Source organism: Enterobacter sp. CPE_E863 (genome assembly GCF_046521465.1).
Lineage (GTDB): Bacteria > Pseudomonadota > Gammaproteobacteria > Enterobacterales > Enterobacteriaceae > Enterobacter > Enterobacter adelaidei.
In genome coordinates this window covers 739,270-766,111 of sequence record NZ_JBKFZX010000001.1, presented here as the reverse complement: position 1 = coordinate 766,111, position 26,842 = coordinate 739,270, and the positions used below count along the sequence as shown (strand labels likewise).

The following is a 26,842-nucleotide window of genomic DNA, read 5'->3' as shown; positions in this document are numbered from 1 at the left end:
ATTACACACGCCCAGCGTGAACATAACAACCACACACGAGGTTTCAAATGGAAGCTCAACAGCACGGCGATCAGCTAAAGCGCGGCCTGAAAAACCGCCACATTCAGCTCATCGCATTGGGTGGTGCTATCGGTACCGGCCTGTTTCTGGGAAGCGCATCCGTTATCCAGTCTGCCGGCCCTGGCATTATTTTGGGTTACGCTATCGCAGGTTTTATTGCTTTTCTGATCATGCGTCAGTTAGGTGAAATGGTCGTTGAAGAACCCGTTGCCGGTTCTTTCAGTCACTTTGCCTATAAGTACTGGGGGAGCTTCGCGGGCTTCGCCTCTGGCTGGAATTACTGGGTGCTGTACGTACTCGTTGCCATGGCTGAACTTACCGCTGTCGGTAAGTACATTCAGTTCTGGTACCCGGAGATCCCAACCTGGGCCTCTGCTGCGGCCTTCTTCGTCATCATTAACGCCATCAACCTGACCAACGTCAAAGTGTTCGGCGAGATGGAGTTCTGGTTCGCCATCATCAAAGTTATCGCCGTTGTGGCCATGATCATCTTCGGTGGCTGGCTGCTGTTCAGCGGTAACGGTGGCCCGCAGGCGACCGTACGTAACCTGTGGGAACAGGGCGGATTCCTGCCACACGGCATGAGCGGCCTGGTAATGATGATGGCAATCATCATGTTCTCCTTCGGGGGGCTGGAGCTGGTGGGTATTACCGCCGCTGAAGCCGACAACCCGGAGCAGAGCATCCCGAAAGCCACTAACCAGGTTATCTACCGTATTCTGATCTTCTATGTGGGTTCACTGGCCGTACTGCTCTCTCTGCTGCCATGGACGCGCGTGACCGCGGATACCAGCCCGTTTGTGCTGATCTTCCACGAGCTGGGCGATACCTTCGTGGCAAACGCCCTGAACATCGTGGTGCTGACTGCAGCGCTGTCCGTTTACAACAGCTGCGTATACTGCAACAGCCGTATGCTGTTTGGTCTGGCTCAGCAAGGTAACGCCCCGAAAGCCCTGCTCAACGTCGACAAACGTGGTGTGCCGGTAAACACCATTATCGTATCGGCCATTGTGACGGCGCTGTGTGTACTGATTAACTATCTGGCCCCGGAATCCGCCTTCGGACTGCTGATGGCACTGGTGGTTTCGGCTCTGGTTATCAACTGGGCGATGATCAGCCTGGCGCACATCAAGTTCCGCCGCGCCAAACAGCAGCAAGGTGTGACTACGCGTTTCCCGGCTCTGCTTTATCCGCTGGGTAACTGGGTGTGTCTGCTGTTCATGGCCGCAGTGCTGGTCATCATGCTGATCACCCCGGGAATGGCGATTTCCGTGTACCTGATCCCGGTCTGGATAGCGATCCTCGGCGTGGGTTATCTGGTTAAACAGAAAAACGGCAACGCGGTGAAAGCACACTAATCTGCCCTTCCACTCTGCACGCCTTTTCCGGTGTGCAGAGTGTTGTTACCTTCCTCACAAATTCCCGCCAACAGCAATTTTATCCATATCACCGACGCGATACTGCAACGCATAAATTCCTTTGCCAGCAAATAATTCTCTCCATACCGCAATCTGGAGAGCAGTTAATGGATAACAGCAAACTGTCAGTAAAAGAAAAGATCGGCTATGGGATGGGAGACGCGGGATGCAACATCATCTTCGGCGCCATCATGTTGTTTGTTAACTATTTCTATACGGATATTTTTGGTCTGGCACCTGCACTGGTCGGCGTATTGCTGTTGTCTGTTCGTGTCATTGATGCCGTAACAGATCCTATTATGGGTGCTATCGCTGACCGTACCCGCAGTAAATATGGGCGGTTTCGTCCATGGCTGCTGTGGATCGCCGTCCCCTATGCACTGTTCAGTATCCTGATGTTCACCACGCCAGAGTGGAGCTATAACAGCAAAGTTATCTATGCCTTTGCCACCTACTTCCTGCTGTCGCTGACCTACACCGCCATCAACATTCCGTACTGCTCGCTGGGTGGCGTGATTACTAACGACCCTAAAGAGCGCGTCGCCTGTCAGTCTTATCGCTTCGTGATGGTCGGTATTGCGACGCTGCTGCTGTCACTCACCTTGCTGCCGATGGCCGACTGGTTTGGTGGGGATAACAAAGCCAAAGGTTACCAGATGGCGATGACCGTACTGGCGCTGATTGGTACCTGTATGTTCCTGTTCTGCTTCGCCACCGTCCGCGAGCGTGTACGCCCGGCGGTACAGACGCATGACGAATTGAAAAACGACCTGAAAGACGTGTGGAAGAACGATCAATGGGTGCGCATTCTGCTGTTAACCCTGTGCAACGTCTGTCCGGGTTTTATCCGCATGGCGGCGACCATGTATTACGTCACCTGGGTTATGGGCCAGAGCACCCACTTCGCCACCCTGTTTATCAGCCTCGGGGTGGTCGGCATGATGCTCGGCAGTATGCTGGCGAAAGTATTAACTGACCGCTGGTGTAAGCTGAAGGTGTTCTTCTGGACCAACATCGCGCTGGCAATTTTCTCCTGTGCATTCTATTTCTTCGACCCGAAAGCCACCGTCACCATCGTCGTGCTCTACTTCCTGCTGAATATCCTGCATCAAATCCCGTCGCCGCTGCACTGGTCGCTGATGGCTGATGTCGATGACTATGGCGAGTGGAAGACCGGAAAACGCATCACGGGTATCAGTTTCTCCGGCAACATCTTCTTCCTCAAGCTGGGGCTGGCGGTTGCCGGTGCAATGGTGGGCTTCCTGCTCTCCTGGTACGGTTACGATGCCGGTGCGAAAGCGCAGAGCGCGGACGCCATCAACGGTATTGTGCTGCTGTTCACGGTGATTCCGGGCGTTGGATATCTGATTACCGCGGGAGTGGTGCGTCTGCTGAAAGTGGACCGTGAAACCATGAAGCAGATCCAGTCCGATCTGCAAAAGCGTCGTAACAACTATCGCGAGCTGAACGATTATCCGGAACTCAAAGCCGCTGAGACAAAATAAGGAAAGCCTAATGCAAACCTGGCCAAACCCGTTTATTGAGCAACGCGCCGATCCGTACATTTTGTACCACGCGGGGCAATACTATTTTATTGCCTCCGTGCCGCAGTATGACAGGCTGGCGATCCGCCGCGCAGATTCGCTGGAAGGGCTGCGCAGCGCCGACGAAGTGGTGGTGTGGCGTAAACCCGACACCGGCCCTATGAGCGAGTTAATATGGGCGCCGGAGCTGCATCATATTGACGGTAAGTGGTACATCTACTTTGCAGCGGCACACACTCAGGCGCTCGACAGGCTCGGCATGTTCCAGCACCGCATGTTTGTGCTGGAATGTACTGACCGCGATCCGCTCGCGGGCACGTGGGAGGAGAAAGGTCAGGTCATCACGCCATTTGACACCTTTGCGCTGGATGCCACCACTTTTATGCACCAGGGGAAACGCTGGTATCTGTGGGCGCAAAAAGCCCCGGATATCTCCGGTAACTCCAACCTCTATCTGTGTGAAATGGAAAATCCGTGGACGCTAAAAGGCGAGCCGGTGATGCTCAGCAAGCCGGAGTATGACTGGGAGTGCCGTGGATTTTGGGTTAACGAAGGCCCGGCAGTACTGTTTCACGGCGACAAACTCTTCATCAGCTATTCCGCCAGCGCGACCGATGAGAACTACTGCATGGGTCTATTGTGGATCGATATGATCGCCGATCCGCAAAACCCGGCGAACTGGCAGAAATCTCCTCGCCCGGTATTCACCACCAGCGATGAAAATCGCCAGTATGGCCCAGGGCACAACAGCTTTACGCAGACGCCGGATGGGGAAGATGTGCTGGTGTATCACGCACGTAACTACACCGAAATTGAAGGCGATCCGCTTTACGATCCGAACCGTCATACCCGCCTTAAGCTTGTCCGCTGGGAAGAAAACGGGATGCCTGATTTCGGCATCCCGCCCGCGGATACGCTTTAGTCTTTGCGGCGCGCTGGCTTACACCAGCGTGCCGTAAATGGTCAGCAGCGCCACGACCACCACCACCACAAATGACGTTTTCTTCGCCATCGACACTGCAGCTTTTGGCGTTTCAATCTTATCGGTATGCGGCTCGCGCGCCAGAGAGAACTGAGCCAGACGCGTTAACACCTGGTACTGCGACGTATGGCGATCGGCAAGAGAAGCGAACCACGCAGGCAACGCTTTTTCACCGTGACCAATCAACGCATATACCACCCCCACGAACCGCACCGGGAGCCAGTCAAGCACGTGCAGGATGGCATCAATCCCGGACTGCAAGCGTTCATGCGGCGTCAGATAGCGGGCAAGCCAGGTTTGCCACGCCCGAAGAAAAGCATACCCCATCAGCAATACCGGTCCCCACGGGCCCCCCACCACAAACCAGAACAGCGGTGCCAGGTAGTAGCGGAAGTTAATCCACAGCAGTGCGTTTTGCAGCTCACGTAAAAAATCACGTTCATCGCAATCCGGTGGTACCCCATGGATCAGGGTCAGTTCGCTCGCCATCGCACTACGTGCATGGGCATCATCACGAGATGCCGCTTTAAGATAAGCGTGATAATGCAAACGTACCTTCCCCGCACCAATGCACAACACACCCAGCAGGATCCACACAACAAGTAGCGGCACGTTGAAAAAGAGTCCGTGCAGCGAGCGCAGCAGCAGAAACGTAATCACCATCACACCTGCCAGCATCAGCAGCGTGCGCAGCATGGAAAAGTGCTTAATCCGGCGGAAAAGCACCTCCAGCCGGTGATCCAGATGCCAGTGCTCGCCGAGTTTGAACAGGCGTTCGGCGATGATGACCAGCAGCATGGTAAACAACGTCATGTTATCTCCTTATTCTGACGGCGCAGTAAGCATGGCGCGAAACCGGGACCAGTCAAAGGCCGGGCCGGGATCGGTTTTTCTCGCCGGAGCGATATCACTGTGTCCCGTGATATTTTCGGCGATGGCCGGGTAGAGTCCAATAAGCGTTTTGGTTACAGTCACGAGCTGTTGATACTGTGAATCGGTATAAGGCACGGTATCAGTGCCTTCCAGCTCGATTCCTATAGAAAAATCGTTGCATCGTTCGCGCCCCTGGTACATCGACACCCCGGCATGCCAGGCGCGTTTATCAAAGGGAACATACTGAACGACTTCACCATCGCGACGAATCAGACAATGAGCCGACACGCGCAGATGTGCAATCTCAGCAAAGAAAGGATGGGCATCGGGATCTATCGTTCCTGTGAATAATGCATCGATCCACGGACCGCCAAACTCACCCGGCGGGAGACTAATATTATGAACAACCAGCAGTGTGGGCTTTTCATCCTCCGGGCGGCAGTCGTGGTGCGGCGAGGGCACATGCCGCGCATCCACCAGCCATCCGTTTTCTAACAACATGCTGGAACTCCTTATGTATGGTGCTGTTACTCGGTTCAGAGTAGCATGTTTCAATATTATGATTCGTTACCAATTTGGAGTTTTATCATGCCGCCTCGCCGCTACAACCCCGACCACCGACGTGAAGCGCTTCTGGAACGTATTAATATGGATATTCCGGCAAGCGTTGCCCATGCTTTGAAAGAAGATCTGGGCGGTGACATCAATGCCGAAAAGGATATTACTGCCCAATTATTGCCAAAAGAAGCACGTTCGCACGCGGTCATTATCACTCGTGAAGATGGCGTTTTTTGCGGCAAGCGCTGGGTTGAAGAGGTCTTTACCCAACTGGCGGGGGATGATGTGCAGATCACCTGGCATGTTGAAGACGGCGATGCGATTACGGCAAACCAGCCGCTGTTTGAGCTGAATGGTCCTTCACGCGTTTTGCTCACCGGTGAACGAACCGCGCTTAACTTCGTCCAGACCTTATCCGGGGTGGCAAGTGAAGTACGCCGCTACGTTGACCTGCTTGTCGGCACCCGTACGCAGTTACTGGATACCCGCAAAACACTGCCGGGCCTGCGTACGGCGCTGAAATACGCGGTGCTCTGTGGCGGCGGCGCAAACCATCGGCTGGGGTTGTCAGACGCGTTCCTGATTAAAGAGAACCATATTATTGCCTCGGGTTCGGTGCGTCAGGCGGTTGAAAAAGCCTTCTGGCTGCATCCGGATGTCCCTGTCGAAGTGGAAGTGGAAAACCTGGACGAGCTGGAGCAGGCAATTAAGGCCGGGGCCGATATCATCATGCTCGATAACTTCGAAACCGAGCAGATGCGTGAAGCAGTAAAACTGACTAACGGCCAGGCTCAGCTTGAGGTATCCGGCAACGTGACGTTCGATACTATCCGTGAATTCGCCGAGACCGGTGTTGATTACATCTCCGTCGGGGCGCTGACCAAACACGTGCGTGCTCTCGACCTCTCGATGCGCTTTAAATAGTGTCTTCTCCCCTCTCCGCCTGGAGAGGGGAATTTCAGCTCCGCTCGCAAATCCGTTGTCCTTCCCTGCAACATCAAATGAATTCTCTGAAGCCCCCTCCCCGTTCCCTTTTTTGTGCCTCGTACCTGCCCTTTTGCGCTGCCAGAGTAGCGCCATTCAACATAAGGAGCAGACATGGACAGACAACAGGGATTTACACTCATTGAGCTGATGGTGGTCATTGGCATTATTGCCATTCTGAGCGCCATCGGCGTACCCGCATACCAGAATTACCTGCGAAAAGCCGCGCTGACCGATATGCTGCAAACCTTCGTTCCCTACCGCACCGCCATTGAGCTTTGCGCACTGGATCATGGTGGGTTGGAACGTTGTGACGCGGGCAGTAACGGTATCCCTTCCCCTACCACAACGCGTTACGTCTCAGGAATGAGCGTGGCGAAAGGGATTGTGATCTTAACGGGACAAGAGAGTCTCAACGGGCTGGAGGTGGTCATGACGCCACAGTGGAACGACGGCAACGGCATGACGGGCTGGATGCGTGACTGCAACATCAGTGCTGACAGTACGCTTAAACAAGCTTGTGAAGATGTTTTCCGCTTCGACACTAACTGAGGAGCAGAGAATGAATACGGATCAACTCGTGGCACTCTGTCTGCGCCATCACGCTCTGCTGCTAACCAGTGATAGTGACATGATTAGCATCGCCGTCGTGGGAAACCCTGGCAGTGAGTTAATGGAAGCCCTGCGTTTCGCGACCCAAAAACGGATTGATATCGAATGCTGGAGCACTGAGCGTATGGAAAAACACCGGCAGTTAACGTCACAATCACATCTGCCTGTCGTTTCTCCTTCACATTCAGCAGTAGATATCCTCAACCACACGCTGCAACAGGCGATAAACCAACGCGCATCAGACATTCATATTGAACCGATGGAGCACGCATGTCAGATCCGCTTACGTATTGACGGCGTACTGTGCCCGCAACCTCCGCTTTCTGCAGCACTGGCAACCCAGTTCAGCGCGCGTTTAAAAGTGTTAAGTAACCTGGATATTGCCGAGCGCCGTTTACCGCAGGACGGTCAGTTTACGATTGAGCTGGCAAATGAGCCGATCTCATTTCGAATCGCCACGCTTCCCTGCAGCGGTGGCGAGAAAATTGTGCTGCGCCTGTTGCATCAGGTTCAGCAGGCTCTTGAGCCGAAAGCACTTGGTATGAGTACTGAACAACTGACCTGCTTTAACGACGCTCTTCATCAGCCACAGGGGCTGATTCTGGTCACGGGTCCCACAGGCAGCGGCAAAACGGTGACGCTTTACAGTGCGTTGCAAGCGCGCAACACGCCGGATGTTAACATCTGTAGCGTGGAGGATCCCATTGAGATCCCCCTTGCGGGATTAAACCAGACGCAGATTAATCCCCGCGCGGGCTTAACATTTCAGAGCGTGCTGAGAGCGCTGCTACGTCAGGATCCTGACATCATTATGGTCGGCGAAATTCGTGATGGTGAAACGGCTGAGATTGCCATTAATGCCGCCCAGACCGGGCATCTGGTGTTATCGACGCTGCACACTAACTCAACAACAGAAGCCCTGACTCGCCTGGAGCAGATGGGCGTGGCGCGCTGGATGATATCTTCCGCACTCTCGATGGTGATAGCTCAACGCCTGGTTCGTCGTCTGTGCCCACATTGTCGCCGGGAAGCCAGCGAAAACGCTGAATTACCTCGCTCAGTCTGGTGCAGACCGCTTCCACGCTGGCAACCCACAGGTTGCGATCGTTGCTATCACGGTTTCTATGGCCGCGTGGCCATTTTTGAAGTTCTTGCGATCGATAGTTTCCTGCGGCAGGCCATTGCCAGCGGCGCAGGAACCGAAGTGATAGAAGCAAGTGCCCGACAGGCAGGAATGCTTTCCCTGTTCGAACACGGCTGTATCGCGGTTGAACAGGGGCTGACCACGCTCGAAGAGTTGCTGCGCGTTCTGGGAATGCCCGATGGTTGCTAATCAACTCTGGCGCTGGCGAGCGCTTTCCATTGAAGGAGAGCCCCGGAGTGGAACACTCTGGGCGACAGACCGTAATGCGGCTTTCACCAGACTGATGCGTAACGAGTTGCATCCGCTGTCAGTGACCCGATGCTCACAGAAATACCGCTGGCGGCCACATCACTGCTACGAGATGTTTCGCCAGCTCGCGACTCTTATGCAGGCTGGGCTGACATTGTCCCATAGTCTGCAAATGCTGGCGGACCAGCATCCATTAAAGCCCTGGCAGGCACTCCTGCAAAGCATTGCCGATGAACTTGGTGAAGGATGCCCTTTTTCTGAGGCACTAAAGCGATGGCCTGCGGTCTTTAGCCCATTGCATGTCTCGATGGTGAAAACCGGTGAACTAACAGGAAAACTGGAGGAGTGCTGCCGCCGGCTAGCACAGCAACAAAAGTCTCAGCAGCAGCTCAGTGCAAAAGTGAAAAAGGCACTGCGCTATCCGGTGATAATCCTGATGCTGGCTGTAATCGTCGTGCTGGCGATGGTCACTCTGGTCTTACCTGAATTTGCCGCTATCTACAGGACGTTTAATACCCCGCTTCCGAAACTGACACAGATTGTCATGGGGATGGCCGCCTTTATGCAGTCATATTTCCTCGCACTGTTCTCGGGACTGCTTGTACCTGTGGCTGCCGCCTGGATTCTGCGAAATGACCCTCGCTGGCAATGCATCTTGCTGCATACTCCCGTCATGGGCGCACTGGCAAAAGGCCAAAAACTGGGACAGATCTTTACCGTGCTGTCGCTTACACAACAGGCGGGTATTCCCTTTTTACAGGGGCTGGAGAGCGCGGAGGAAACCGTTGAAAGTTGTTACTGGCGGGGGATACTCCGCTGCGTTCGGGAGGACATTGAAAAAGGTCTCCCCATATGGTCATCCTTCCAGAAGACGGCAATCTTTACCCCGCTGTGTATTCAGCTTTTACGAACCGGTGAAATGTCAGGTGCGTTGGACGTCATGCTGAAGAACCTTGCCCACCATCACACGGAGCAAACCTTCCAGCAGGCAGATAACCTGGCGGCACTTCTGGAGCCTTTGCTTCTGATTGTGACGGGAGTCATCATCGGTACACTGGTGGTGGCAATGTACCTGCCTATTTTCCATCTGGGGGATGCGATGAGTGCAGGATAATGCTGGCGCACGGGCATGCGCCAGCTGAAGCTATTACAGACTGTTGAACACGCGGTTTTCCTGCTCCTGAACGCGGATAAACGTAGTACGTTTCGTCAGCTCTTTCAGACGGGATGCCCCAACATAGGTGCAGGCTGAGCGTAAGCCGCCAAGGATATCGCGCGCAGTGTTTTCGACCGGGCCACGCAGTGGCAGCTTCACGGTTTTGCCTTCAGCCGCGCGGTATTTTGCTACGCCACCGACGTGACGGGTCATCGCAGATTCAGAGCTCATCCCGTAGAACAGCATAAATTTCTCGCCATTCTCTTCAACCACTGTGCCACCACTCTCTTCGTGGCCTGCCAGCATACCGCCGAGCATCACGAAGTCTGCGCCGCCGCCAAAGGCCTTCGCAACATCACCCGGCATGGTGCAACCGCCGTCGCTGATGATTTGGCCGCCCAGACCATGCGCAGCATCAGCGCACTCAATCACGGCGGAAAGCTGCGGATAACCGACACCGGTTTTAACGCGCGTGGTGCATACGGAACCCGGGCCAATGCCTACTTTCACAATGTCGGCACCGGAAAGGATCAGCTCTTCACACATTTCGCCGGTCACCACGTTACCCGCGATGATGGTTTTGGTCGGCCAGGCTTCGCGAGCCTTGCTGACAAACTGCACGAAGTGCTCGGAATAGCCGTTCGCCACATCAATACAGACGAAGTTTAGTGCTGGATTCGCATTCAGGATCTGTTTGGTCTTCTCAAAATCCGCATCGGATGTACCGGTAGAAACCATGACATGCTTAACCACATCGTCTGAAGCTGACGCAACAAATGCATTCCACTCTTCAGGAGAGTAGTGCTTATGCACAGCGGTGAGGACATCAAATTTTGCCAGCGCCGTTGCCATTTCAAATGTGCCCACAGTGTCCATGTTGGCAGCAATGATTGGCACACCAGACCAGGTCTGACCGGAATGTTTAAAGGTGAATTGACGTTCAAGTTCAACGTCTGAGCGACTTTTCAGTGTAGAGCGTTTAGGGCGGATAAGAACGTCTTTGAAACCTAACTTCAGATCTTCTTCAATACGCATGTGCGGATTCCTGGGGTTAGAGGCAAATATGTTAAAAGCACAACTCCAGTGACGTTATCATACGCACTAATACCTGCTCCGCAAGACTGCGAAATTCTCTTTTTTTACGCTACAATCCTATAAATTTACCTGGTAAAAAGCCGGTAAACGGGGCTAAACAGTTGCTGGGGCACCTAAGAGTTTTAATCAACTGATTTTAATAATGAATAATTCCCAGGATTTGATTTAATGGGGTATATCGTTGCATTAACCGGCGGCATCGGTAGTGGCAAAAGTACCGTTGCGGACGCTTTCTCTCGTCTGGGTATCACGATTATTGATGCCGATATCATTGCCCGCCAGGTGGTAGAGCCTAATACACCCGCGCTAAAGGCCATCGCAGAACATTTTGGTCAGGCAATCATCAATGCCGATGGCACTCTGAATCGCCGTCAGCTTCGCGAATGCATTTTTTCTGATTCTGCGGAAAAAGTCTGGCTTAATGCCTTGCTCCACCCCATTATCCACCAGGAAACCCAGCGTCAGATTGCCGCAGCCAGCTCACCCTATGTATTGTGGGTAGTTCCGTTACTGGTGGAAAATCAGTTGCAGAAAAAAGCCGACCGGGTGCTGGTGATTGATGTCTCTCCCGAAACGCAAATCCAGCGCACCATGATGCGCGACCGCGTCTCGCGTGAACATGCTGAACAAATTCTTGCCGCTCAGGCCACGCGCGATCAGCGCCTTGCCGTGGCGGATGATGTTATTGATAATAACGGCGCACCAGATGCCATTGCATCGGATGTTGCCCGTCTGCACGCGCAGTATCTGACGTTTGCCGCGCAGACCGTTGCACAGGAAAAACCATAATGTCGACTCACATCCTTTTTGAGCATCCGCTCAACGAAAAAATGCGTACCTGGTTACGTATCGAATTTCTCATTCAACAGCTTTCACAGCATCTCCCTGTCAACGATCATGCCACGGCGTTACACTTCTTCCGTAACGTGGGCGATCTACTGGATGTGATTGAACGCGGAGATGTCCGCACAGAATTGCTCAAAGAGCTGGAGCGCCAGCAACGTAAATTGCAGGCCTGGACTGAGGTCCCCGGTGTCGACCAAAGCCGTATCGACGATCTCCGCCAGCAGTTGAAAGCCAGCAGCACCCTTCTGATGGCCGCGCCACGCGTTGGACAATTTTTGCGTGAAGACCGCCTGATTGGCCTGGTCCGCCAGCGTCTGAGTATCCCTGGCGGTTGCTGTAGTTTCGATCTCCCGACGCTTCATATGTGGCTGCATATGCCGCAAGCTCAACGTGATGCACAGGTGAATAGCTGGCTGGCGAGTCTGGAGCCGATGCACCAGACGCTGTCGCTTATCCTCGATCTGATCCGTAACTCAGCCCCATTCCGTAAGCAAACCAGCCTGAACGGTTTCTACCAGGATAACGGTGATGATGCCGATCTTCTACGCCTGAACTTATCGCTTGGCGAACAGCTTTACCCACAAATTTCCGGACATAAAAGTCGTTTCGCCATTCGCTTTATGCCGCTGGACAGTGAAAATGGCACCGTGCCAGAACGTCTCGATTTTGAACTGGCCTGTTGTTGAGGAGTACCGATGTCTGACGTAACCACCGTAAACTGCCCGACCTGTGGCAAAACCGTTGTCTGGGGCGAAATGAGCCCATTCCGCCCATTCTGCTGTAAACGCTGTCAGTTGATTGATCTGGGAGAATGGGCAGCGGAGGAGAAACGCATTCCGAGTGAAGGCGATCTCACGGATAGCGATGACTGGAGCGAGAACCAGCAGTAACGTATAAAGCCTGCTGGCGCTTCGCTTAGCAGGCCTACCTGTTTGCCACTAATCGGCGAATCACAGGCTCATTAGCCGGTGGGAATTTTTCGGCATCACTTACCTGAAGTTCAACCCAATTACCCGGTTGTCCCTCTTTCCCCCAGGGTTCACCTTCCCAGCTTTCTACCAGCCAGAACCATAGCGTGATGTGCCTGTCCGGAAACTGGTATTCGAGCTTATCAAACAGCGTTGCGCCAAGTGGAGTAATCCCCACCTCTTCCTGCAGTTCGCGAACCAGCGCCTCTTCCGGCGTTTCACCTGATTCGATTTTCCCCCCCGGAAACTCCCATTTGTTCGCCATATGGGCGTCAGCCGCGCGCTGGGTAATGAAGATTTGGTTTTGCGGGTTGCGAATAATCCCGACGGCAATTTGCAGTATTTTCATAGTGTCACTTCCATAAAAAAGGCGCAGATGTCTGCGCCTTTTTGCTTTTTCATGAACTTAGTTCAGACGGCCGTGGCACGCCTTGTATTTTTTACCGGAACCACATGGGCACGGATCGTTACGGCCCACTTTACGATCGCCCGTCTGCGCTGCGATCGCCGCTGCGGCTTCACTGTCATCAGTCTGGTGGCTCAGCTGTTGCATCTGCGCCAGACGCTCAGCTTCTTCGCGACGCTGCTGCTCCATCGCTTCCACTTCTTCCGGCATACGCACCTGAACCTTGCTCAGGGTGCTGATCACTTCATATTTCAGCGACTCCAGCATCGACGCAAACATCGAGAAGGATTCACGCTTATATTCCTGCTTCGGATCTTTCTGTGCATAGCCACGCAGGTGGATACCCTGACGCAGGTAGTCCATCGCCGCCAGGTGCTCTTTCCACAGTGAGTCCAGGGTCTGCAGCATTACACCTTTTTCGAAGTGACGCATCATCTCGGCGCCAACAACCTCTTCCTTACGCTTGTAGACATCCAGCGCAGTTTCGTAAATACGTTCGCGCAGCGTCTCTTCATGCAGCTCAGGCTCTTTGTCCAGCCACTCTTTGATTGGCAGATCGAGGTCAAAGTCGTTTTTCAGACGTTCCTGGAGACCTTCGATATCCCACATCTCTTCCAGAGACTGCGGTGGAATATGCGCGTCGATAGTCGCTTTGAATACGTCTTCGCGAATGCTGTTAATGGTTTCGCTCACGTCAGACACGTCCAGCAGTTCGTTACGCTGGGTGTAGATCGCACGACGCTGATCGTTAGCCACATCATCATATTCCAGCAGCTGCTTACGAATATCAAAGTTGCGGCTTTCCACTTTACGCTGCGCGTTTGCAATCGCTTTAGTGACCCACGGGTGCTCGATGGCTTCGCCTGGTTTCATGCCCAGCTTACGCATCATGCCGGATACACGGTCAGAGGCGAAAATACGCATCAGCGCATCTTCCATAGACAGGTAGAAGCGGGAAGAACCGGCATCACCCTGACGACCCGCACGACCACGCAGCTGGTTATCAATACGACGAGATTCGTGACGCTCGGTACCGATAATGTGCAAACCACCGGATGCCAGAACCGCGTCATGACGAACCTGCCAGTCGGCTTTGATCTGCGCAATCTGTTCTGGCGTTGGGTTTTCCAGTTCAGCCACTTCAGCCTGCCAGCTACCGCCAAGCATAATATCGGTACCACGGCCCGCCATGTTGGTGGCAATGGTCACCGCAGCCGGATAACCCGCCTGCGCAACGATATCTGCTTCTTTAGCGTGGAATTTAGCGTTCAGAACGTTGTGTTTGATACCCGCTTTAGTCAGCTCGTGAGAAACCACTTCGGATTTCTCGATGGAGATGGTCCCTACCAGAACCGGCTGACCATTCGCAGTACGATCGCGAATATCTTCGATGATCGCCTGAATTTTTTCCGCTTCGGTCATGTACACCAGGTCCGGCATATCCTTACGGATCATTGGACGGTTGGTTGGCACCACCACGGTATCCAGCTTATAGATGGAGCTGAATTCAAACGCTTCGGTATCGGCAGTACCGGTCATGCCCGCCAGCTTCTCGTACAGACGGAAGTAGTTCTGGAAGGTGATAGACGCCAGCGTCTGGTTTTCATTCTGAATATCCACACCTTCTTTGGCTTCCACAGCCTGGTGCAGGCCATCAGACCAGCGACGCCCCTGCATGGTACGGCCGGTGTGTTCATCGACGATGATCACTTCGCCGTCTTTTACGATGTAGTCGACGTCGCGGGTAAACAGGGCATGGGCACGCAGGGCTGCGGTCACGTGGTGCATCAGCATGATGTTGCTCGGAGAGTACAGAGACTCTCCCTCTTCCATGATGCCTTCAGCGACCAGCAGTTCTTCAATTTTCACCAGACCACGCTCGGTCAGGTTCACCTGGCGCGCTTTTTCATCAACGGAGAAGTGGCCTTCACCCTGGAAGGTATCGGAGTCTTCTTTCTCCTGACGCAGCAGGTGTGGAATGATTTTGTCGACTTTACGGTACATCTCAGAGCTGTCTTCAGCCGGGCCGGAGATAATCAGCGGAGTACGCGCTTCATCGATCAGGATGGAGTCCACCTCATCCACCAGCGCATAGTGCAGCTTACGCTGTACGCGCTCTTCCGGGCTGAACGCCATGTTGTCACGCAGGTAGTCGAAACCGTATTCGTTGTTCGTACCGTAGGTAATATCCGCGTTATACGCGTCACGCTTGGCTGGCGCAGGCAGACCAGACATGTTGATGCCGACAGTCATACCGAGGAATTCGAACAGTGGACGGTTGTTTTCGGCGTCACGCTGTGCCAGATAGTCGTTGACGGTGACGACGTGAACGCCTTTACCGGTCAGCGCGTTCAGGTATGCCGGCAGCGTTGCGGTCAGGGTTTTACCTTCACCGGTACGCATTTCCGCGATGCAGCGTTCGTTGAGCACCATACCCCCCAGCAGCTGAACATCGAAGTGGCGCATGCCGAACACACGCTTGCTCGCTTCACGGACCACGGCAAAAGCTTCCGGGATCAGGCTTTCTAAGGTTTCACCTTTTTCCAGACGCGCACGGAATTCTGCCGTTTTGGCTTTCAGCTCGTCATCAGAGAGCTTCTCCATCGCCGGTTCCATACCGTTGATGACTGCGACGGCTTTGCGCATACGGCGCAGGGTACGATCGTTACGACTACCGAAAACTTTGGTTAATAATTTGATTAGCATAATAAATTCTCAAACGCCCCATCGTGGGCAGATAAATTAAGGTATTGAAAAAGTTAATTTAGCTGAGGCGTTGCGGCCCGGCGCGAATACCGTGAACCTGGCTAATCCATGTTGAAACGGAGAATGAGGCAGGAGAAACGAACGCGAATCGCGCCGTCTGACGCACCATGACCGGTGGCTGGCTATCCTGAGTGAGCAGCGCATTGAGCGTATCGAGCAGGGCAAGATGCTGAGCCTGCTCCGGCCGCGCCGTTTCAGCAACAGGCATTGCCTGCGGTGCCATCGCAAATGACAAATGGCGGATAACCGTGCGAATGGCGTGCTGGTGCCAGTAATCTACTGAGAAATTCGGGCGGCGACTGGCTTCAAGCCACGCGAGGTTCGTAAAGTTAACCCGCGTATTGAGATCGTGTTTGGTTGTGGAGGTTTTCGGCGGTGTCGCTGCTTCAGCACTGTTACTGAGCGCAGGCAAGCCGAGACTCGCCGCGACCATCCCTAATAAGAGATGCGGCCAGAAGTAACGTCTGCCAAATTGTCGCCAGCGCGTCAGTATTCCGCTCACTTGCTCCACCACATAAGTCAGCCTTTACAAGCTGAAGTCAGTTATTCTTTTAAGCGCCCAGATATTACCACTAAAGCCAATACACAGCAGCAGGAATGACATGCTACTGCGGGGAAAAACGGTCAAGAATGCAGCTAACGCACAGATTTTCAACGTATGGCAACGGATTGAGGGACTGAGGGCAAAAATGAAGATAGGTATAAATAAAAATGACTGGTTCCCCTGGTCGGAGAGAGTACCAGGTTAACCAGTCGATTTTTTACGAAACGGCTTGTACCGTTACGCCAGAACCGTGCTTGGTGCTTTGAACGCCAGAGGCAGCTCTGCTTCGTCTTCGAAGGTCACATATTCCCAGGCTTCCTGTTTTGCCAGGACGGCCTGCAACAGTTTGTTGTTCAGCGCATGACCGGATTTGAACGCGGTAAATGCACCAATGATGTTGTGACCACACATGAACAGGTCGCCAATAGCGTCCAGCATTTTGTGACGAACGAATTCATCTTCGAAACGCAGGCCGTCTTCGTTCAGTACGCGATAATCGTCAACAACGATGGCACAATCGAAGCTGCCGCCCAGGCACAGGCCGCGGGACTGCAGATATTCGATATCACGCATGAAGCCAAATGTACGGGCACGGCTGATCTGGCGCATGAATGCATCAGCAGAGAAGTTCATCGCATAGCGTTGGGTGCTGGAATCAATCGCCGGATGGTTAAAGTCGATGGTAAAGTCCAACGAGAAACCATTGTACGGTTTGAATTCAGCCCACTTGTCGCCATCTTCGACACGAACGGTCTCTTTGATGCGAACAAATTTCTTCGCGCAGTTCAGTTCTTCGATGCCGGCATCCAGCAACAGATAAACGAACGGAGCAGCACTGCCATCCATAATCGGGATTTCTGGCGCATCAACTTCAACAATAATGTTGTCGATACCCAGACCCGCCAGGGCGGCGTTCAGGTGCTCTACGGTAGAAATCCGCACGTCATGCTCGTTCACCAGACAAGTACAGAGCATAGTATCACGCACAGATTTGGCATCGGCCGGAAAATCTACCGGTGGATTCAAGTCGGTGCGACGATAGATGACCCCGGTATTGGCCGGCGCAGGGCGTAACGTCAGTGTGACTTTTTTGCCGGTATGTAAACCGACGCCAGTCGCCTGAACGATACGTTTAAGTGTCCTTTGTTTGATCATCGTATAATCTCGCCAAATTAACTATCCGACCGAGAGTGTATATCACTAACGGTGGGCCAGTTTAGCACAAAGAGCGCAAATCCCCAAATTCCAGCCAATTCTTAGTCAGCTTGCTTACGCAGGAACGCCGGGATATCCAGATAATCTGGCTCTTTCGCGGTTTGCGGTGTTGGGTCATTAACCACTTTCGCGGCCGGTTTCTGCTCCTGAGTCAAAGGAGACATACCGTGCTGCTGGTAACGGTCCATTACCGGTTGCTGAGTCTGTTTGTTAGTCACCAGCGTGATTTCAGGACGCTTGTCCATACCGATACCGGTGGCAACCACAGTCACGCGGAGTTCGTCGTTCATTTCCGGATCAAGGGAAGTACCGATTACCACAGTCGCATTGTCAGAGGCGAACGCACGAATGGTGTTACCCACGGTTTCGAACTCATCCAGACGCAGGTCAAAGCCAGCGGTAATGTTGACCAGCACGCCGCGCGCACCAGACAAGTCGATATCTTCCAGCAGTGGAGAAGAGATAGCCATTTCAGCCGCTTCTTCTGCACGGTCTTCACCGCTCGCCACGCCAGAGCCCATCATCGCGTAGCCCATTTCGGACATCACGGTGCGAACGTCTGCAAAGTCAACGTTCATCAGGCCAGGACGGGTGATCAGTTCGGCGATACCCTGAACCGCGCCTTTCAGCACGTCGTTTGCTGCGCCAAAGGCGTCCAGCAGGGAGATACCGCGGCCCAGAACTTTCAACAGCTTGTCGTTCGGGATGGTGATCAGAGAGTCCACATGTTTGGACAGCTCGGTGATACCCTGCTCCGCAAAGGCCATGCGCTTCTTGCCTTCAAAGTTGAAAGGCTTGGTCACAACAGCAACGGTCAGGATACCTAAATCTTTCGCAACTTCAGCCACAACAGGTGCAGCACCAGTACCGGTACCGCCGCCCATGCCTGCTGCGATGAAGACCATGTCCGCACCTTCCAGTGCAGCACGCAGGGCTTCACGATCTTCTTCAGCCGCATTGCGACCGACTTCCGGGTTAGCCCCAGCGCCCAGCCCTTTGGTGATACCACCGCCGATCTGGATAGTCTGGCCAACAGCCGTTTTACGCAGTGCCTGCGCATCGGTGTTAACCGCAAAGAATTCAACGCCTTCAATGCGCTCGCGCACCATATGCTCTACGGCGTTACCGCCGCCGCCACCGACGCCGATGACTTTAATCACCGCGTCGTTGGTCAGTTCCATAGGTTCAAACATAATTTCTCTCTCCGTTGTGCCTGTCGCCCGAGACCGCTAATTCTCTCCGGTCTCTTAAAAAAATTAAAACTCTTTTCGCAACCAGTTGTTCAGTCGTTTGACCCACGACCCCACTGAGACGCGTTTTTCCACTTCTGCTTCGCCACTGAGATGAGATTCTTTCCCATAGTGAAGCAGGCCCACAGCCGTTGAATAATAAGGCTCCTGAGCATAATCCGTTAAACCGGTGATATTCAGTGGCGCACCAATACGCACCTGCGTATGGAACACGCGCTGAGCACAGGCTGCAAGACCTTCAATTTGCGCTGCACCGCCGGTTAATACAATCCCCGCCGCGAGATGATGCTTAACACCCTGCTGACGAAGCTGTTCCTGTAACTGTAAAATCTCTTCGTTGACGAGATTGAGCAGCTCGGTATAGCGCGGCTCGATCACCTCTGCCAGCGTCTGGCGTTGCAGACTGCGCGGTGGACGACCACCTACGCTTGGCACTTCAACGCTCTCATCTTTCCCAACGATAGACCCCAGCGCACAACCATGGCGCACTTTAATCGCTTCTGCATCGCTCGGTGGCGTACCAAAAGCGTAAGCAATATCGCTGGTCACAACATTCCCTGCGTAAGGGATCACTTTGGTGTGGCGCAGAGCACCGCCGGTATATACGGCCATGTCCATTGTACCACCACCAATATCGACCACACAGACGCCCAGTTCACGTTCATCTTCGGTCAGCACGGAATAACTTGCCGCCAGACCGGCGAAAATAAGTTGGTCAACTTTCAGGCCACAACGTTCAACAGCTTTTACAATGTTCTTCGCCATATCGTTGTGACATGTGATCAGGTGCACTTTTGCCTGCATACGCACGCCAGAAAGACCTACCGGGTTCTTGATACCCTCCTGGTAGTCGATGGCATATTCCTGCGGGATCACATGCAGTACGCGATGCTCATCGCGGACACGCACGGATTTCGCCGTATGCACAACGTTTTCAACGTCTTCCTGTGTTACTTCTTCTTCAGAAATCGGCACCATACCGATTTCGTTCTGGCAGCTAATATGCTTACCAGAAAGGGCCAGATAGACAGAAGAAATCTGGCAATCTGCCATCAATTCAGCCTGATCGATAGCGCGCTGTACGCATTTCACCACCGATTCAAGATCGTTTACCCCACCTTTATCCATACCACGGGACGGGCAACTGCCCACGCCAATGATATTGACCATACCGTCGGGCAGAACTTCCCCTACTAAAGCGGCAACCTTCGCGGTGCCAATCTCCAGTCCAACTACCAGTTTTCTGTCCGTCGCCTTGATCATTGTTGTTCTGCCTGTACCTGTGCCTGATTCTGTTGCTGATTAGGTTCCTCGACCGGAGCCGGTACCCAACCGACTGCTGCGCCTGAGTCATAGCGCAAATCAACGTAGCTTATCCGTTTGCCGTCAGTCTGTGCCTGCTGCTGTAAAACCGGGTAAAGTTCTACAAAACGCGCCAGACGCTTCATTGTGTCGCCGCGCCCCAGGTTAAGCTTTATGCCGTTCGTTAACGTCAACTGCCAGGAGCGGCGTGCCGTCATGGCAGCATCTTTTAACGTGAACCTGTCTTTTGCCAGCACCTGTCCCATTTCGCGAAAACCCTGTAACACTTCATTTTCGCTACCTTCAGGGCCATACAACATCGGTAGATTTTGCTTGTTGACACGATCGGTCGGGACGCTGAAGGAATTTCCGTCTACGTCAACCATGTGCTGATCATTCCAACGCGCAATGGGCACATATTCAACCAGATGAATCTTCAATTCATCAGGCCATTGCTTTCTTACACTCGCCTGTTTTATCCACGGCAGACGTTCAATCTGGCTCTGGATAATATTGACGTCCTGAGTCATAAAGGTGCCAGGCGATCCCAGCGCCAGAATTGACTGGCGAATATCATCGTTTCGCGTGTAGTGACGTTCACCGGTGACCACCAGCTTAGAAAGCGGTAACCGTTGTGCGTCTTCCATCCAGCCCAGGACCATCCAGCCGCTGATAAACACGGTGCACAGCACCCCGAGCAGGAAAATAATCCCTGCAAGACGCGTTCCATTACTCCGGCGTGAAGAAGTGTATTCTTCTTCGTCATCGCGGTTGCGTGTGTTCAATGCAGCCTGAGACATATCAGCCCGCCTGGTCCAGAATACGTACGACTAACTGCGAGAAACTCATTCCCGCCTGACGCGCAGCCATAGGCACAAGGCTGTGGCTGGTCATGCCTGGCGAAGTATTGGCTTCCAGCAGATAAAATTGGCCATCACTGTCGAGCATGACATCAATGCGTCCCCAGCCGCGGCATCCTAGAACATTCCAGGCTTTAAGCACCAGGGACTGTAAATCTGCTTCACGTTCTGCTTCAAGACCACTTGGGCAGAAATATTGCGTCTCATCAGAGAGATACTTCGCCTCATAATCATAGAAGACTCCAGCGGGTTGGATACGAATTGACGGTAAAATTTCTTCGCCAAGCATCGCAACGGTAAATTCCGGTCCGCTGAGCCATTTCTCAATCAGAACTTCTTCATCATGTTGAAATGCCAGTTCTAAAGCGGCTGATAAATCTTCAGCTTTATCAACTTTGGACATCCCAACACTTGAACCTTCCCGACTCGGCTTAACAATAACCGGTAAGCCCAGTTCAGCAATGCGTGTATTAACGCTATCCGACAGGCCCAATTCAAATTCGCGACGAGTCAGTGCAACCCATGGCGCGACAGGCAAGCCTGCCCCCTGCCACAGCAATTTGCTGCGCAGTTTATCCATAGAGATCGCGGAAGCCATCACGCCGCTGCCGGTGTACGGCATGCCGATTAAATCCAGCAACCCTTGCAGGGTACCGTCTTCGCCACCACGACCGTGCAGCGCGATAAAGACCTTATCGAAACCCATCGCTTTCAGTTGCGTCACATCCGTCTCTTTCGGATCGACCGGATGGGCATTGACGCCACCTTCACGCAGACCCGCCAGCACCGCCGCACCGGAATTCAGGGAAACCTCGCGCTCTGCGGAGGTACCACCAGACAGGACAGCAATCTTATCAGCCATGATGCTCATCCTCCTGGGTTTGCGGCTTCAGTTTGATTTCGGCTAAGGTACGGGCGATTTTGCCGATATTTCCGGCACCCTGAATCAGAATTAAATCGTTACCTGTCAGTACTGGTGCCAGAATTTCTGCCACCTGCGCCGGGTCAGAAACCAGAATAGGGTCAACTTTCCCGCGGCCACGAATGGTACGACATAATGAACGGCTGTCTGCACCTGGAATCGCGGTTTCGCCTGCAGAATAAACATCCAGCATTAACAGGGTATCGACCTGTGAAAGCACGCTGGCGAAGTCGTCATACAGATCGCGGGTACGCGTGAAGCGGTGCGGCTGGAAGATCATGACCAGATTCTTGTCAGGCCAGCCAGCGCGCGCGGCTTTGATGGTCGCGTCCACTTCGGTCGGATGGTGGCCGTAGTCGTCCACCAGCATCGCGGTACCGGCTTTACCATTCACGGCGTCCAGCGGGAATTCACCGAGGAAGTCGAAACGACGGCCAGTCCCCTGGAAGCTCTCCAGCGCCCTCAGAATCGCCTCATCATCAATACCTTCTTCCGTTGCAACAGCAACGGCCGCTGCCGCATTCAGGGCGTTATGACGGCCTGGAGCATTCAGCGTCACGTGCAGCAGTTCTTTGTCCTGACGCGCGAGGGTGAAATGCCCCTGCGCACCAATCTGTTTGTAATCTTCCACACGGACATCAGCATCTTCGCTGAAACCATAAGTGGTGATTTGACGCCCGACACGCGGCAGCAGCTCGCGGATCACGGGATCGTCCACGCACATCACCGCGCGTCCATAGAACGGCAGGTTATGCAGGAAGTTGATGAAAGTCTGTTTTAAGTTCTCGAAGTCACCCTGGTAGGTATCCATATGGTCAGCTTCGATGTTAGTGACAATCGCCACCATCGGCTGCAGGTGCAGGAACGACGCGTCGCTCTCATCTGCTTCCGCAATCAAATAACGACTGTGTCCCAGACGCGCATGTACGCCTGCGGCTTTGACCAGACCACCATTGACGAACGTCGGGTCGAGACCCGCTTCCGCATAAATACTGGAGACCATCGCCGTGGTCGTGGTTTTACCGTGGGTACCGGCAATGGCGATACCGTGGCGGAAACGCATCAGTTCCGCCAGCATTTCTGCACGGCGGATCACCGGAATTCGCGCTTCATGGGCGGCAACAATTTCCGGGTTGTCAGAGGAGATGGCGCTCGATACCACCACCACGCTCGCATCGCGCACGTTTTCCGGGCGATGGTTGAAATAGATAGTCGCCCCAAGCGACGCCAGTTGCTGCGTAACAGGGTTTGGCGCGAGGTCAGACCCGCTGATCTGATAACCTTCGTTAGCTAACACTTCGGCAATACCGCCCATGCCAGCACCACCGATGCCAACAAAGTGAATGTGCCGGACGCGACGCATCTCGGGCACGATTGAACGCAGTTTTGCCAGTTGTTGTGTATTCATTCTCTAAACGCCATCGACTACTTAAAATTCGTGCAGCGCAACACGCGCTGCGAGGGTTAAGCCTGGGCAGCCAGGCTCACTTCTTTTGCCACCCGTTCCGTCGCATCAGGAATAGCGGTCGCGCGCGCGCGTTCTGCCATCTCCAGTAATACGTCTCTGTTCCAGCCCGCCAGGGTGGTGGCGACCGCATCGGCGGTAAATTGTGGCTGCTCAAATATTTTTGCGGCACCCGCTTTCTCAAGCGGCAGCGCATTCCAGTACTGCTGTCTGTCTTTGTGCTGGAACGGCACAAACAGCGCGGGTAAACCGGCGGCGGCGATCTCGCTCACCGTCAGCGCGCCTGAGCGACAAACGACGACATCGGCCCAGGCGTATGCTGCTGCCATGTCATCAATAAACTCCGTAACGTTATGCTGCGACTGCCCCGCTTCGGCGTAAGCCTGCTCAACGGTCTGCTGAGCACCTTTTCCGCTCTGGTGCCAGATGGTAACGGCATCCCCCAGCTTTGCAGCAACCTGCGGCATCGTCTGGTTTAAGATGCGCGCGCCCTGAGAACCGCCGACGACCAGCACACGAACCGGCCCTTCACGGCCCGTCAGGCGAGCATCCGGCAGCGGCAGTGCCAGCACATCCACACGAACCGGGTTACCCACGACGTCCGCTTTCGGGAACGCGCCGGGAAACGCCTGCATGACTTTGGTGGCAATTTTCGCCAGCCATTTGTTAGTCAGGCCGGCAATTCCGTTCTGCTCATGCAATACGACAGGGATACCTAACGACCATGCAGCCAGCCCGCCAGGACCAGACACATAACCGCCCATGCCCAGTACCACATCCGGCTTAAAGCGCTTCATGATGGTACGCGCCTGACGCCAGGCGTTAAAAATCCGCACCGGCGCCAGGAGTAGCGCCTTTATACCTTTGCCACGCAGGCCAGAAATACGAATAAAGTCGATCTCGATCCCGTGCTTCGGCACCAGATCGGCTTCCATGCGGTCTGCGGTTCCAAGCCAGCGAACCTGCCAGCCCTGATCCATTAAATGGTGCGCAACCGCCAGCCCCGGGAACACATGCCCCCCGGTACCGCCTGCCATCACCATTAACCGCTTCGGTTGATTCATCGTGAACCTCGTGTAAACGCCTGGGCTTTCTCCAGACGCGTCTCATAATCTATGCGTAACAAAAACATGATGGCTGTCGACATGATCAACAGACTCGAACCACCATAACTGATCAACGGCAACGTCAGGCCTTTGGTCGGCAGCATACCTGCTGCGGCCCCGACGTTAACCAATGCCTGGAAACTAAACCAGATACCAATTGAGCAGGCTAAGAAACCTGAGAAACGGTGATCGATTTCCAGCGCTTTTCGGCCAATAGACATGGCGCGGAAAGCGACGAAGAATACCATTAATAGCGCTAATACCACACCGATATAACCCAGTTCTTCCGCAATAATGGAGAAGATGAAGTCAGTATGCGCTTCCGGTAAATACTCCAGCTTTTGAACGGAATTGCCCAGGCCTTGCCCCCAGACCTCACCACGTCCAAAGGCCATCAACGACTGAGTCAGCTGATAACCGCTGCCGAACGGGTCTTCCCACGGGTTCCAGAAGGATGTCACACGGCGGATACGATAAGGCTCGGCGAGGATCAGCAGCACGACCGCCGAAATACCCATGCCGATGATGGCGATGAACTGCCACAGCTTTGCGCCCGCCAGGAACAGCATGGCGAGGGTGGTAACAAACAGTACAACAACGGTACCCAGGTCAGGCTGCGCCAGCAGTAATACCGCCAGCACCAGAATCACGCCCATCGGTTTTAAGAAGCCGCGCAGATTGTTACGCACTTCATCCACTTTACGCACCAGGTAGTTAGCCAGGTAGCAGAACAGGGAGAGCTTGGTAAATTCCGCAGGCTGAATACGCAGCGGGCCAAAGGCAATCCAGCGCGATGCCCCGTTTACGGAGCTCCCCACCACCAGAACGATCAGCAGCATGATGATCGAAGCAATCAGCATTGCCGTACTGTGCCGCTGCCAGAACTCCATCGGCAGACGTAAAGTCACCAACGCCAGGCAGAATGCCAGGATGATGTACAGACCATCACGCTTGGCAAACAGGAAAGGATCGTTCGCCAGACGCTGTCCAACAGGCATTGAGGCCGATGTCACCATAATAAAACCGACAGCTGCCAGCCCCAGCGTGAGCCAGAACAGCGTGCGATCGTACATGATCAGGCTGTCGTTATCTTTTTGACGAGAGCCCATCACCCAGCCTTTCAGTGCCGCAAACAACCACACCAGGATCCCAAATCCTGGCAGGCGCGGCATTCTCAGGCGAGGGAGAGATAAACGCATCAGCCTAACTCCTTCGCCAGGCGGGTAAAGACATCACCACGCTGTTCGAAATTCTTGAATTGGTCGAGACTGGCGCACGCCGGAGAGAGCAGTACCATATCGCCAGGCTTCACACGTGGGGCAATAAGATGCATAGCCTGTTCCATGGTTTCGGTTTGCTCGGCTACCTCAGGGCGCAGTTCAGCCAGTTCACTGCCGTCACGACCAAAGCAGTAGAGACGAATGTTATCGCCAGTAACATACTGCTTCAGGGAGGAGAAATCGGCTGACTTACCGTCGCCGCCCAACAGCAGATGCAGCGTGCCGTCAACGTGCAGGCCGTTCAGCGCAGCCTCAGTGCTGCCCACATTGGTAGCTTTGGAGTCGTTAATCCAGCGAACGCCGTTATGCTCCAGCGCCAGCTGGAAACGATGCGCCAGACCGGAAAACGTGGTCAACGCTTTCAGGCTGGAAGAGCGCGGTAAACCTACCGCATCCGCCAGCGCCAGTGCTGCCAGGGCATTGGTATAGTTATGCTGACCGGAGAGTTTCATCTCTTTGACGTTCAGCACTTTCTCACCTTTTACCCGCAGCCAGGTTTCCCCTTGCTGACGGTTCAGGTGGTAATCACCCATGGTAATACCGAAGCTAATGCAGCGTTCATCCGCCCCACGCACTGGCATGGTCAGCGCGTCATCCGCATTGACCACACAAACTTTGGCATTTTCATACACGCGCAGCTTGGCGGCACGGTACTGCTGCAGACCAAATGGATATCTGTCCATATGATCTTCGGTCACGTTAAGGATCGTCGCAGCGGCAGCGTGCAGGCTGGAGGTCGTTTCCAGCTGGAAGCTGGAAAGCTCGAGGACATATAGTTCACAGCCTTTGTCCAGCAGCATCAGCGCTGGCAGGCCGATATTACCGCCTACCCCTACGTTCATGCCTGCAGCTTTCGCCATCTCACCCACCAGCGTGGTTACGGTGCTTTTGCCGTTAGAACCGGTAATGGCAATAACCGGTGCCTGTGCTTCGCGGCAGAACAGTTCGATATCGCCGACAATCTCAACGCCCGCATCAGCAGCAGCGCTCAGTGACGGATGCGCCAGGGCCATACCCGGGCTGGCGACAATAAGATCGGCTGCCAGCAACCAGTCATCATTCAGACCACCAAGGTGGCGTTCAACCTGTTCCGGCAGCTTGTCCAGACCCGGCGGGGAGACACGCGTATCCATCACCCGTGGCGTCACGCCGCGTGCGAGGAAAAAGTCCACGCAGGAAAGGCCGGTAAGGCCCAACCCGATGATAACGACTTTTTTGCCCTGGTAATCTGCCATGA

The 26,842-nt window shown here is 54.0% G+C and carries 25 protein-coding genes; 10 read left to right on the top strand and 15 right to left on the bottom strand.

What is annotated here, in order from left to right; translation table 11 throughout:
• Positions 1 to 47: 47 nt before the first annotated feature.
• The 3 genes from aroP (at position 48) to ACLHV8_RS03590 (ending at position 3,944) form a co-directional block, all read left to right on the top strand.
• Positions 48 to 1,418, top strand: a complete 1,371-nt coding sequence (aroP, locus tag ACLHV8_RS03600) for an aromatic amino acid transporter AroP (RefSeq protein ID WP_028016703.1) — start codon at positions 48 to 50, stop codon at positions 1,416 to 1,418.
• A 167-nt stretch (positions 1,419 to 1,585) separates the two neighbouring features.
• A complete protein-coding gene (locus ACLHV8_RS03595; RefSeq protein ID WP_208593963.1) occupies positions 1,586 to 2,983 on the top strand; it encodes an MFS transporter in 1,398 nt (465 codons plus the stop codon).
• 10 nt (positions 2,984 to 2,993) lie between these two features.
• Positions 2,994 to 3,944, top strand: coding sequence for a family 43 glycosylhydrolase (locus tag ACLHV8_RS03590; RefSeq protein WP_208593964.1), 951 nt, complete (start codon positions 2,994 to 2,996; stop codon positions 3,942 to 3,944).
• An 18-nt stretch (positions 3,945 to 3,962) separates the two neighbouring features.
• On the opposite strand, the gene ampE is transcribed toward ACLHV8_RS03590, so the two are convergent.
• Positions 3,963 to 4,817 carry a beta-lactamase regulator AmpE gene (gene ampE, locus ACLHV8_RS03585; protein ID WP_208593965.1) on the bottom strand — a complete coding sequence of 285 codons (855 nt, stop codon included), beginning with the start codon at positions 4,815 to 4,817 and terminating at the stop codon, positions 3,963 to 3,965.
• 9 nt (positions 4,818 to 4,826) lie between these two features.
• On the bottom strand, positions 4,827 to 5,378 hold the full coding sequence (gene ampD, locus ACLHV8_RS03580; protein WP_208593966.1) for a 1,6-anhydro-N-acetylmuramyl-L-alanine amidase AmpD: 552 nt from the start codon (positions 5,376 to 5,378) through the stop codon (positions 4,827 to 4,829).
• Between the two features lie 87 nt (positions 5,379 to 5,465).
• Between ampD and nadC the strand changes: the two genes are divergently transcribed.
• The 4 genes from nadC (at position 5,466) to hofC (ending at position 9,538) form a co-directional block, all read left to right on the top strand.
• On the top strand, positions 5,466 to 6,359 hold the full coding sequence (gene nadC / locus ACLHV8_RS03575; RefSeq protein WP_208593967.1) for a carboxylating nicotinate-nucleotide diphosphorylase: 894 nt from the start codon (positions 5,466 to 5,468) through the stop codon (positions 6,357 to 6,359).
• Positions 6,360 to 6,533: 174 nt separating this feature from the next.
• Complete coding sequence (ppdD, locus tag ACLHV8_RS03570; RefSeq protein ID WP_028016697.1) at positions 6,534 to 6,971, top strand: prepilin peptidase-dependent pilin; 438 nt, start codon at positions 6,534 to 6,536, stop codon at positions 6,969 to 6,971.
• A 10-nt stretch (positions 6,972 to 6,981) separates the two neighbouring features.
• Complete coding sequence (gspE, locus tag ACLHV8_RS03565) at positions 6,982 to 8,364, top strand: type II secretion system protein GspE (RefSeq protein WP_208593968.1); 1,383 nt, start codon at positions 6,982 to 6,984, stop codon at positions 8,362 to 8,364.
• The gene (hofC, locus tag ACLHV8_RS03560; protein ID WP_208593969.1) at positions 8,354 to 9,538 is read left to right on the top strand and encodes a protein transport protein HofC; all 1,185 of its coding nucleotides are present in this window, start codon (positions 8,354 to 8,356) and stop codon (positions 9,536 to 9,538) included. The genes gspE and hofC overlap by 11 nt, the downstream gene beginning before the upstream one ends.
• Before the next feature lie 33 nt (positions 9,539 to 9,571).
• On the opposite strand, the gene ACLHV8_RS03555 is transcribed toward hofC, so the two are convergent.
• Complete coding sequence (locus tag ACLHV8_RS03555) at positions 9,572 to 10,615, bottom strand: GMP reductase (protein ID WP_049005275.1); 1,044 nt, start codon at positions 10,613 to 10,615, stop codon at positions 9,572 to 9,574.
• Between the two features lie 228 nt (positions 10,616 to 10,843).
• Here ACLHV8_RS03555 and coaE point away from each other — a divergent pair, with 228 nt between their 5' ends.
• Genes coaE through yacG form a run of 3 tightly spaced genes read left to right on the top strand, consistent with a single transcriptional unit; the run spans position 10,844 to position 12,411 of the window.
• Positions 10,844 to 11,464, top strand: coding sequence for a dephospho-CoA kinase (coaE, locus tag ACLHV8_RS03550; RefSeq protein ID WP_028016693.1), 621 nt, complete (start codon positions 10,844 to 10,846; stop codon positions 11,462 to 11,464).
• Positions 11,464 to 12,207 carry a cell division protein ZapD gene (gene zapD, locus ACLHV8_RS03545; protein WP_028016692.1) on the top strand — a complete coding sequence of 248 codons (744 nt, stop codon included), beginning with the start codon at positions 11,464 to 11,466 and terminating at the stop codon, positions 12,205 to 12,207. The genes coaE and zapD overlap by 1 nt, the downstream gene beginning before the upstream one ends.
• A 9-nt stretch (positions 12,208 to 12,216) precedes the next feature.
• Positions 12,217 to 12,411, top strand: a complete 195-nt coding sequence (yacG, locus tag ACLHV8_RS03540; protein WP_028016691.1) for a DNA gyrase inhibitor YacG — start codon at positions 12,217 to 12,219, stop codon at positions 12,409 to 12,411.
• A 34-nt stretch (positions 12,412 to 12,445) separates the two neighbouring features.
• Here yacG and mutT read toward each other — a convergent pair whose 3' ends face one another.
• The 12 genes from mutT to murD all read right to left on the bottom strand — a co-directional run bounded on the left by mutT (position 12,446) and on the right by murD (position 26,840).
• Positions 12,446 to 12,838 (bottom strand): 8-oxo-dGTP diphosphatase MutT, encoded by a 393-nt coding sequence (gene mutT, locus ACLHV8_RS03535; RefSeq protein ID WP_028016690.1) that lies wholly within the window; start codon positions 12,836 to 12,838, stop codon positions 12,446 to 12,448.
• 57 nt (positions 12,839 to 12,895) lie between these two features.
• Positions 12,896 to 15,601 carry a preprotein translocase subunit SecA gene (gene secA / locus ACLHV8_RS03530; protein WP_208593970.1) on the bottom strand — a complete coding sequence of 902 codons (2,706 nt, stop codon included), beginning with the start codon at positions 15,599 to 15,601 and terminating at the stop codon, positions 12,896 to 12,898.
• 58 nt (positions 15,602 to 15,659) lie between these two features.
• A complete protein-coding gene (gene secM / locus ACLHV8_RS03525) occupies positions 15,660 to 16,163 on the bottom strand; it encodes a secA translation cis-regulator SecM (RefSeq protein ID WP_208593971.1) in 504 nt (167 codons plus the stop codon).
• Positions 16,164 to 16,442: 279 nt separating this feature from the next.
• A complete protein-coding gene (lpxC, locus tag ACLHV8_RS03520; protein WP_028016687.1) occupies positions 16,443 to 17,360 on the bottom strand; it encodes a UDP-3-O-acyl-N-acetylglucosamine deacetylase in 918 nt (305 codons plus the stop codon).
• 101 nt (positions 17,361 to 17,461) lie between these two features.
• A complete protein-coding gene (ftsZ, locus tag ACLHV8_RS03515) occupies positions 17,462 to 18,613 on the bottom strand; it encodes a cell division protein FtsZ (RefSeq protein ID WP_008501978.1) in 1,152 nt (383 codons plus the stop codon).
• A 63-nt stretch (positions 18,614 to 18,676) separates the two neighbouring features.
• A complete protein-coding gene (ftsA, locus tag ACLHV8_RS03510) occupies positions 18,677 to 19,933 on the bottom strand; it encodes a cell division protein FtsA (protein ID WP_006173845.1) in 1,257 nt (418 codons plus the stop codon).
• Entirely contained in the window at positions 19,930 to 20,772 is an 843-nt protein-coding gene (gene ftsQ / locus ACLHV8_RS03505; protein ID WP_008501979.1) for a cell division protein FtsQ, read from the bottom strand. Before ftsQ ends, ftsA begins: the two co-directional genes overlap by 4 nt.
• A 1-nt stretch (position 20,773) precedes the next feature.
• Positions 20,774 to 21,694, bottom strand: a complete 921-nt coding sequence (locus tag ACLHV8_RS03500; RefSeq protein WP_134708294.1) for a D-alanine--D-alanine ligase — start codon at positions 21,692 to 21,694, stop codon at positions 20,774 to 20,776.
• Positions 21,687 to 23,162 (bottom strand): UDP-N-acetylmuramate--L-alanine ligase, encoded by a 1,476-nt coding sequence (gene murC / locus ACLHV8_RS03495; RefSeq protein WP_049005272.1) that lies wholly within the window; start codon positions 23,160 to 23,162, stop codon positions 21,687 to 21,689. Before murC ends, ACLHV8_RS03500 begins: the two co-directional genes overlap by 8 nt.
• Positions 23,163 to 23,218: 56 nt before the next feature.
• Positions 23,219 to 24,283 carry an undecaprenyldiphospho-muramoylpentapeptide beta-N-acetylglucosaminyltransferase gene (murG, locus tag ACLHV8_RS03490; protein WP_049005271.1) on the bottom strand — a complete coding sequence of 355 codons (1,065 nt, stop codon included), beginning with the start codon at positions 24,281 to 24,283 and terminating at the stop codon, positions 23,219 to 23,221.
• On the bottom strand, positions 24,280 to 25,524 hold the full coding sequence (gene ftsW, locus ACLHV8_RS03485) for a cell division protein FtsW (protein ID WP_028016683.1): 1,245 nt from the start codon (positions 25,522 to 25,524) through the stop codon (positions 24,280 to 24,282). Before ftsW ends, murG begins: the two co-directional genes overlap by 4 nt.
• Positions 25,524 to 26,840: a UDP-N-acetylmuramoyl-L-alanine--D-glutamate ligase gene (gene murD / locus ACLHV8_RS03480; protein ID WP_208593972.1), complete on the bottom strand. Its 1,317-nt coding sequence runs from the start codon at positions 26,838 to 26,840 to the stop codon at positions 25,524 to 25,526. Before murD ends, ftsW begins: the two co-directional genes overlap by 1 nt.
• Between the last annotated feature and the right edge of the window lie 2 nt (positions 26,841 to 26,842).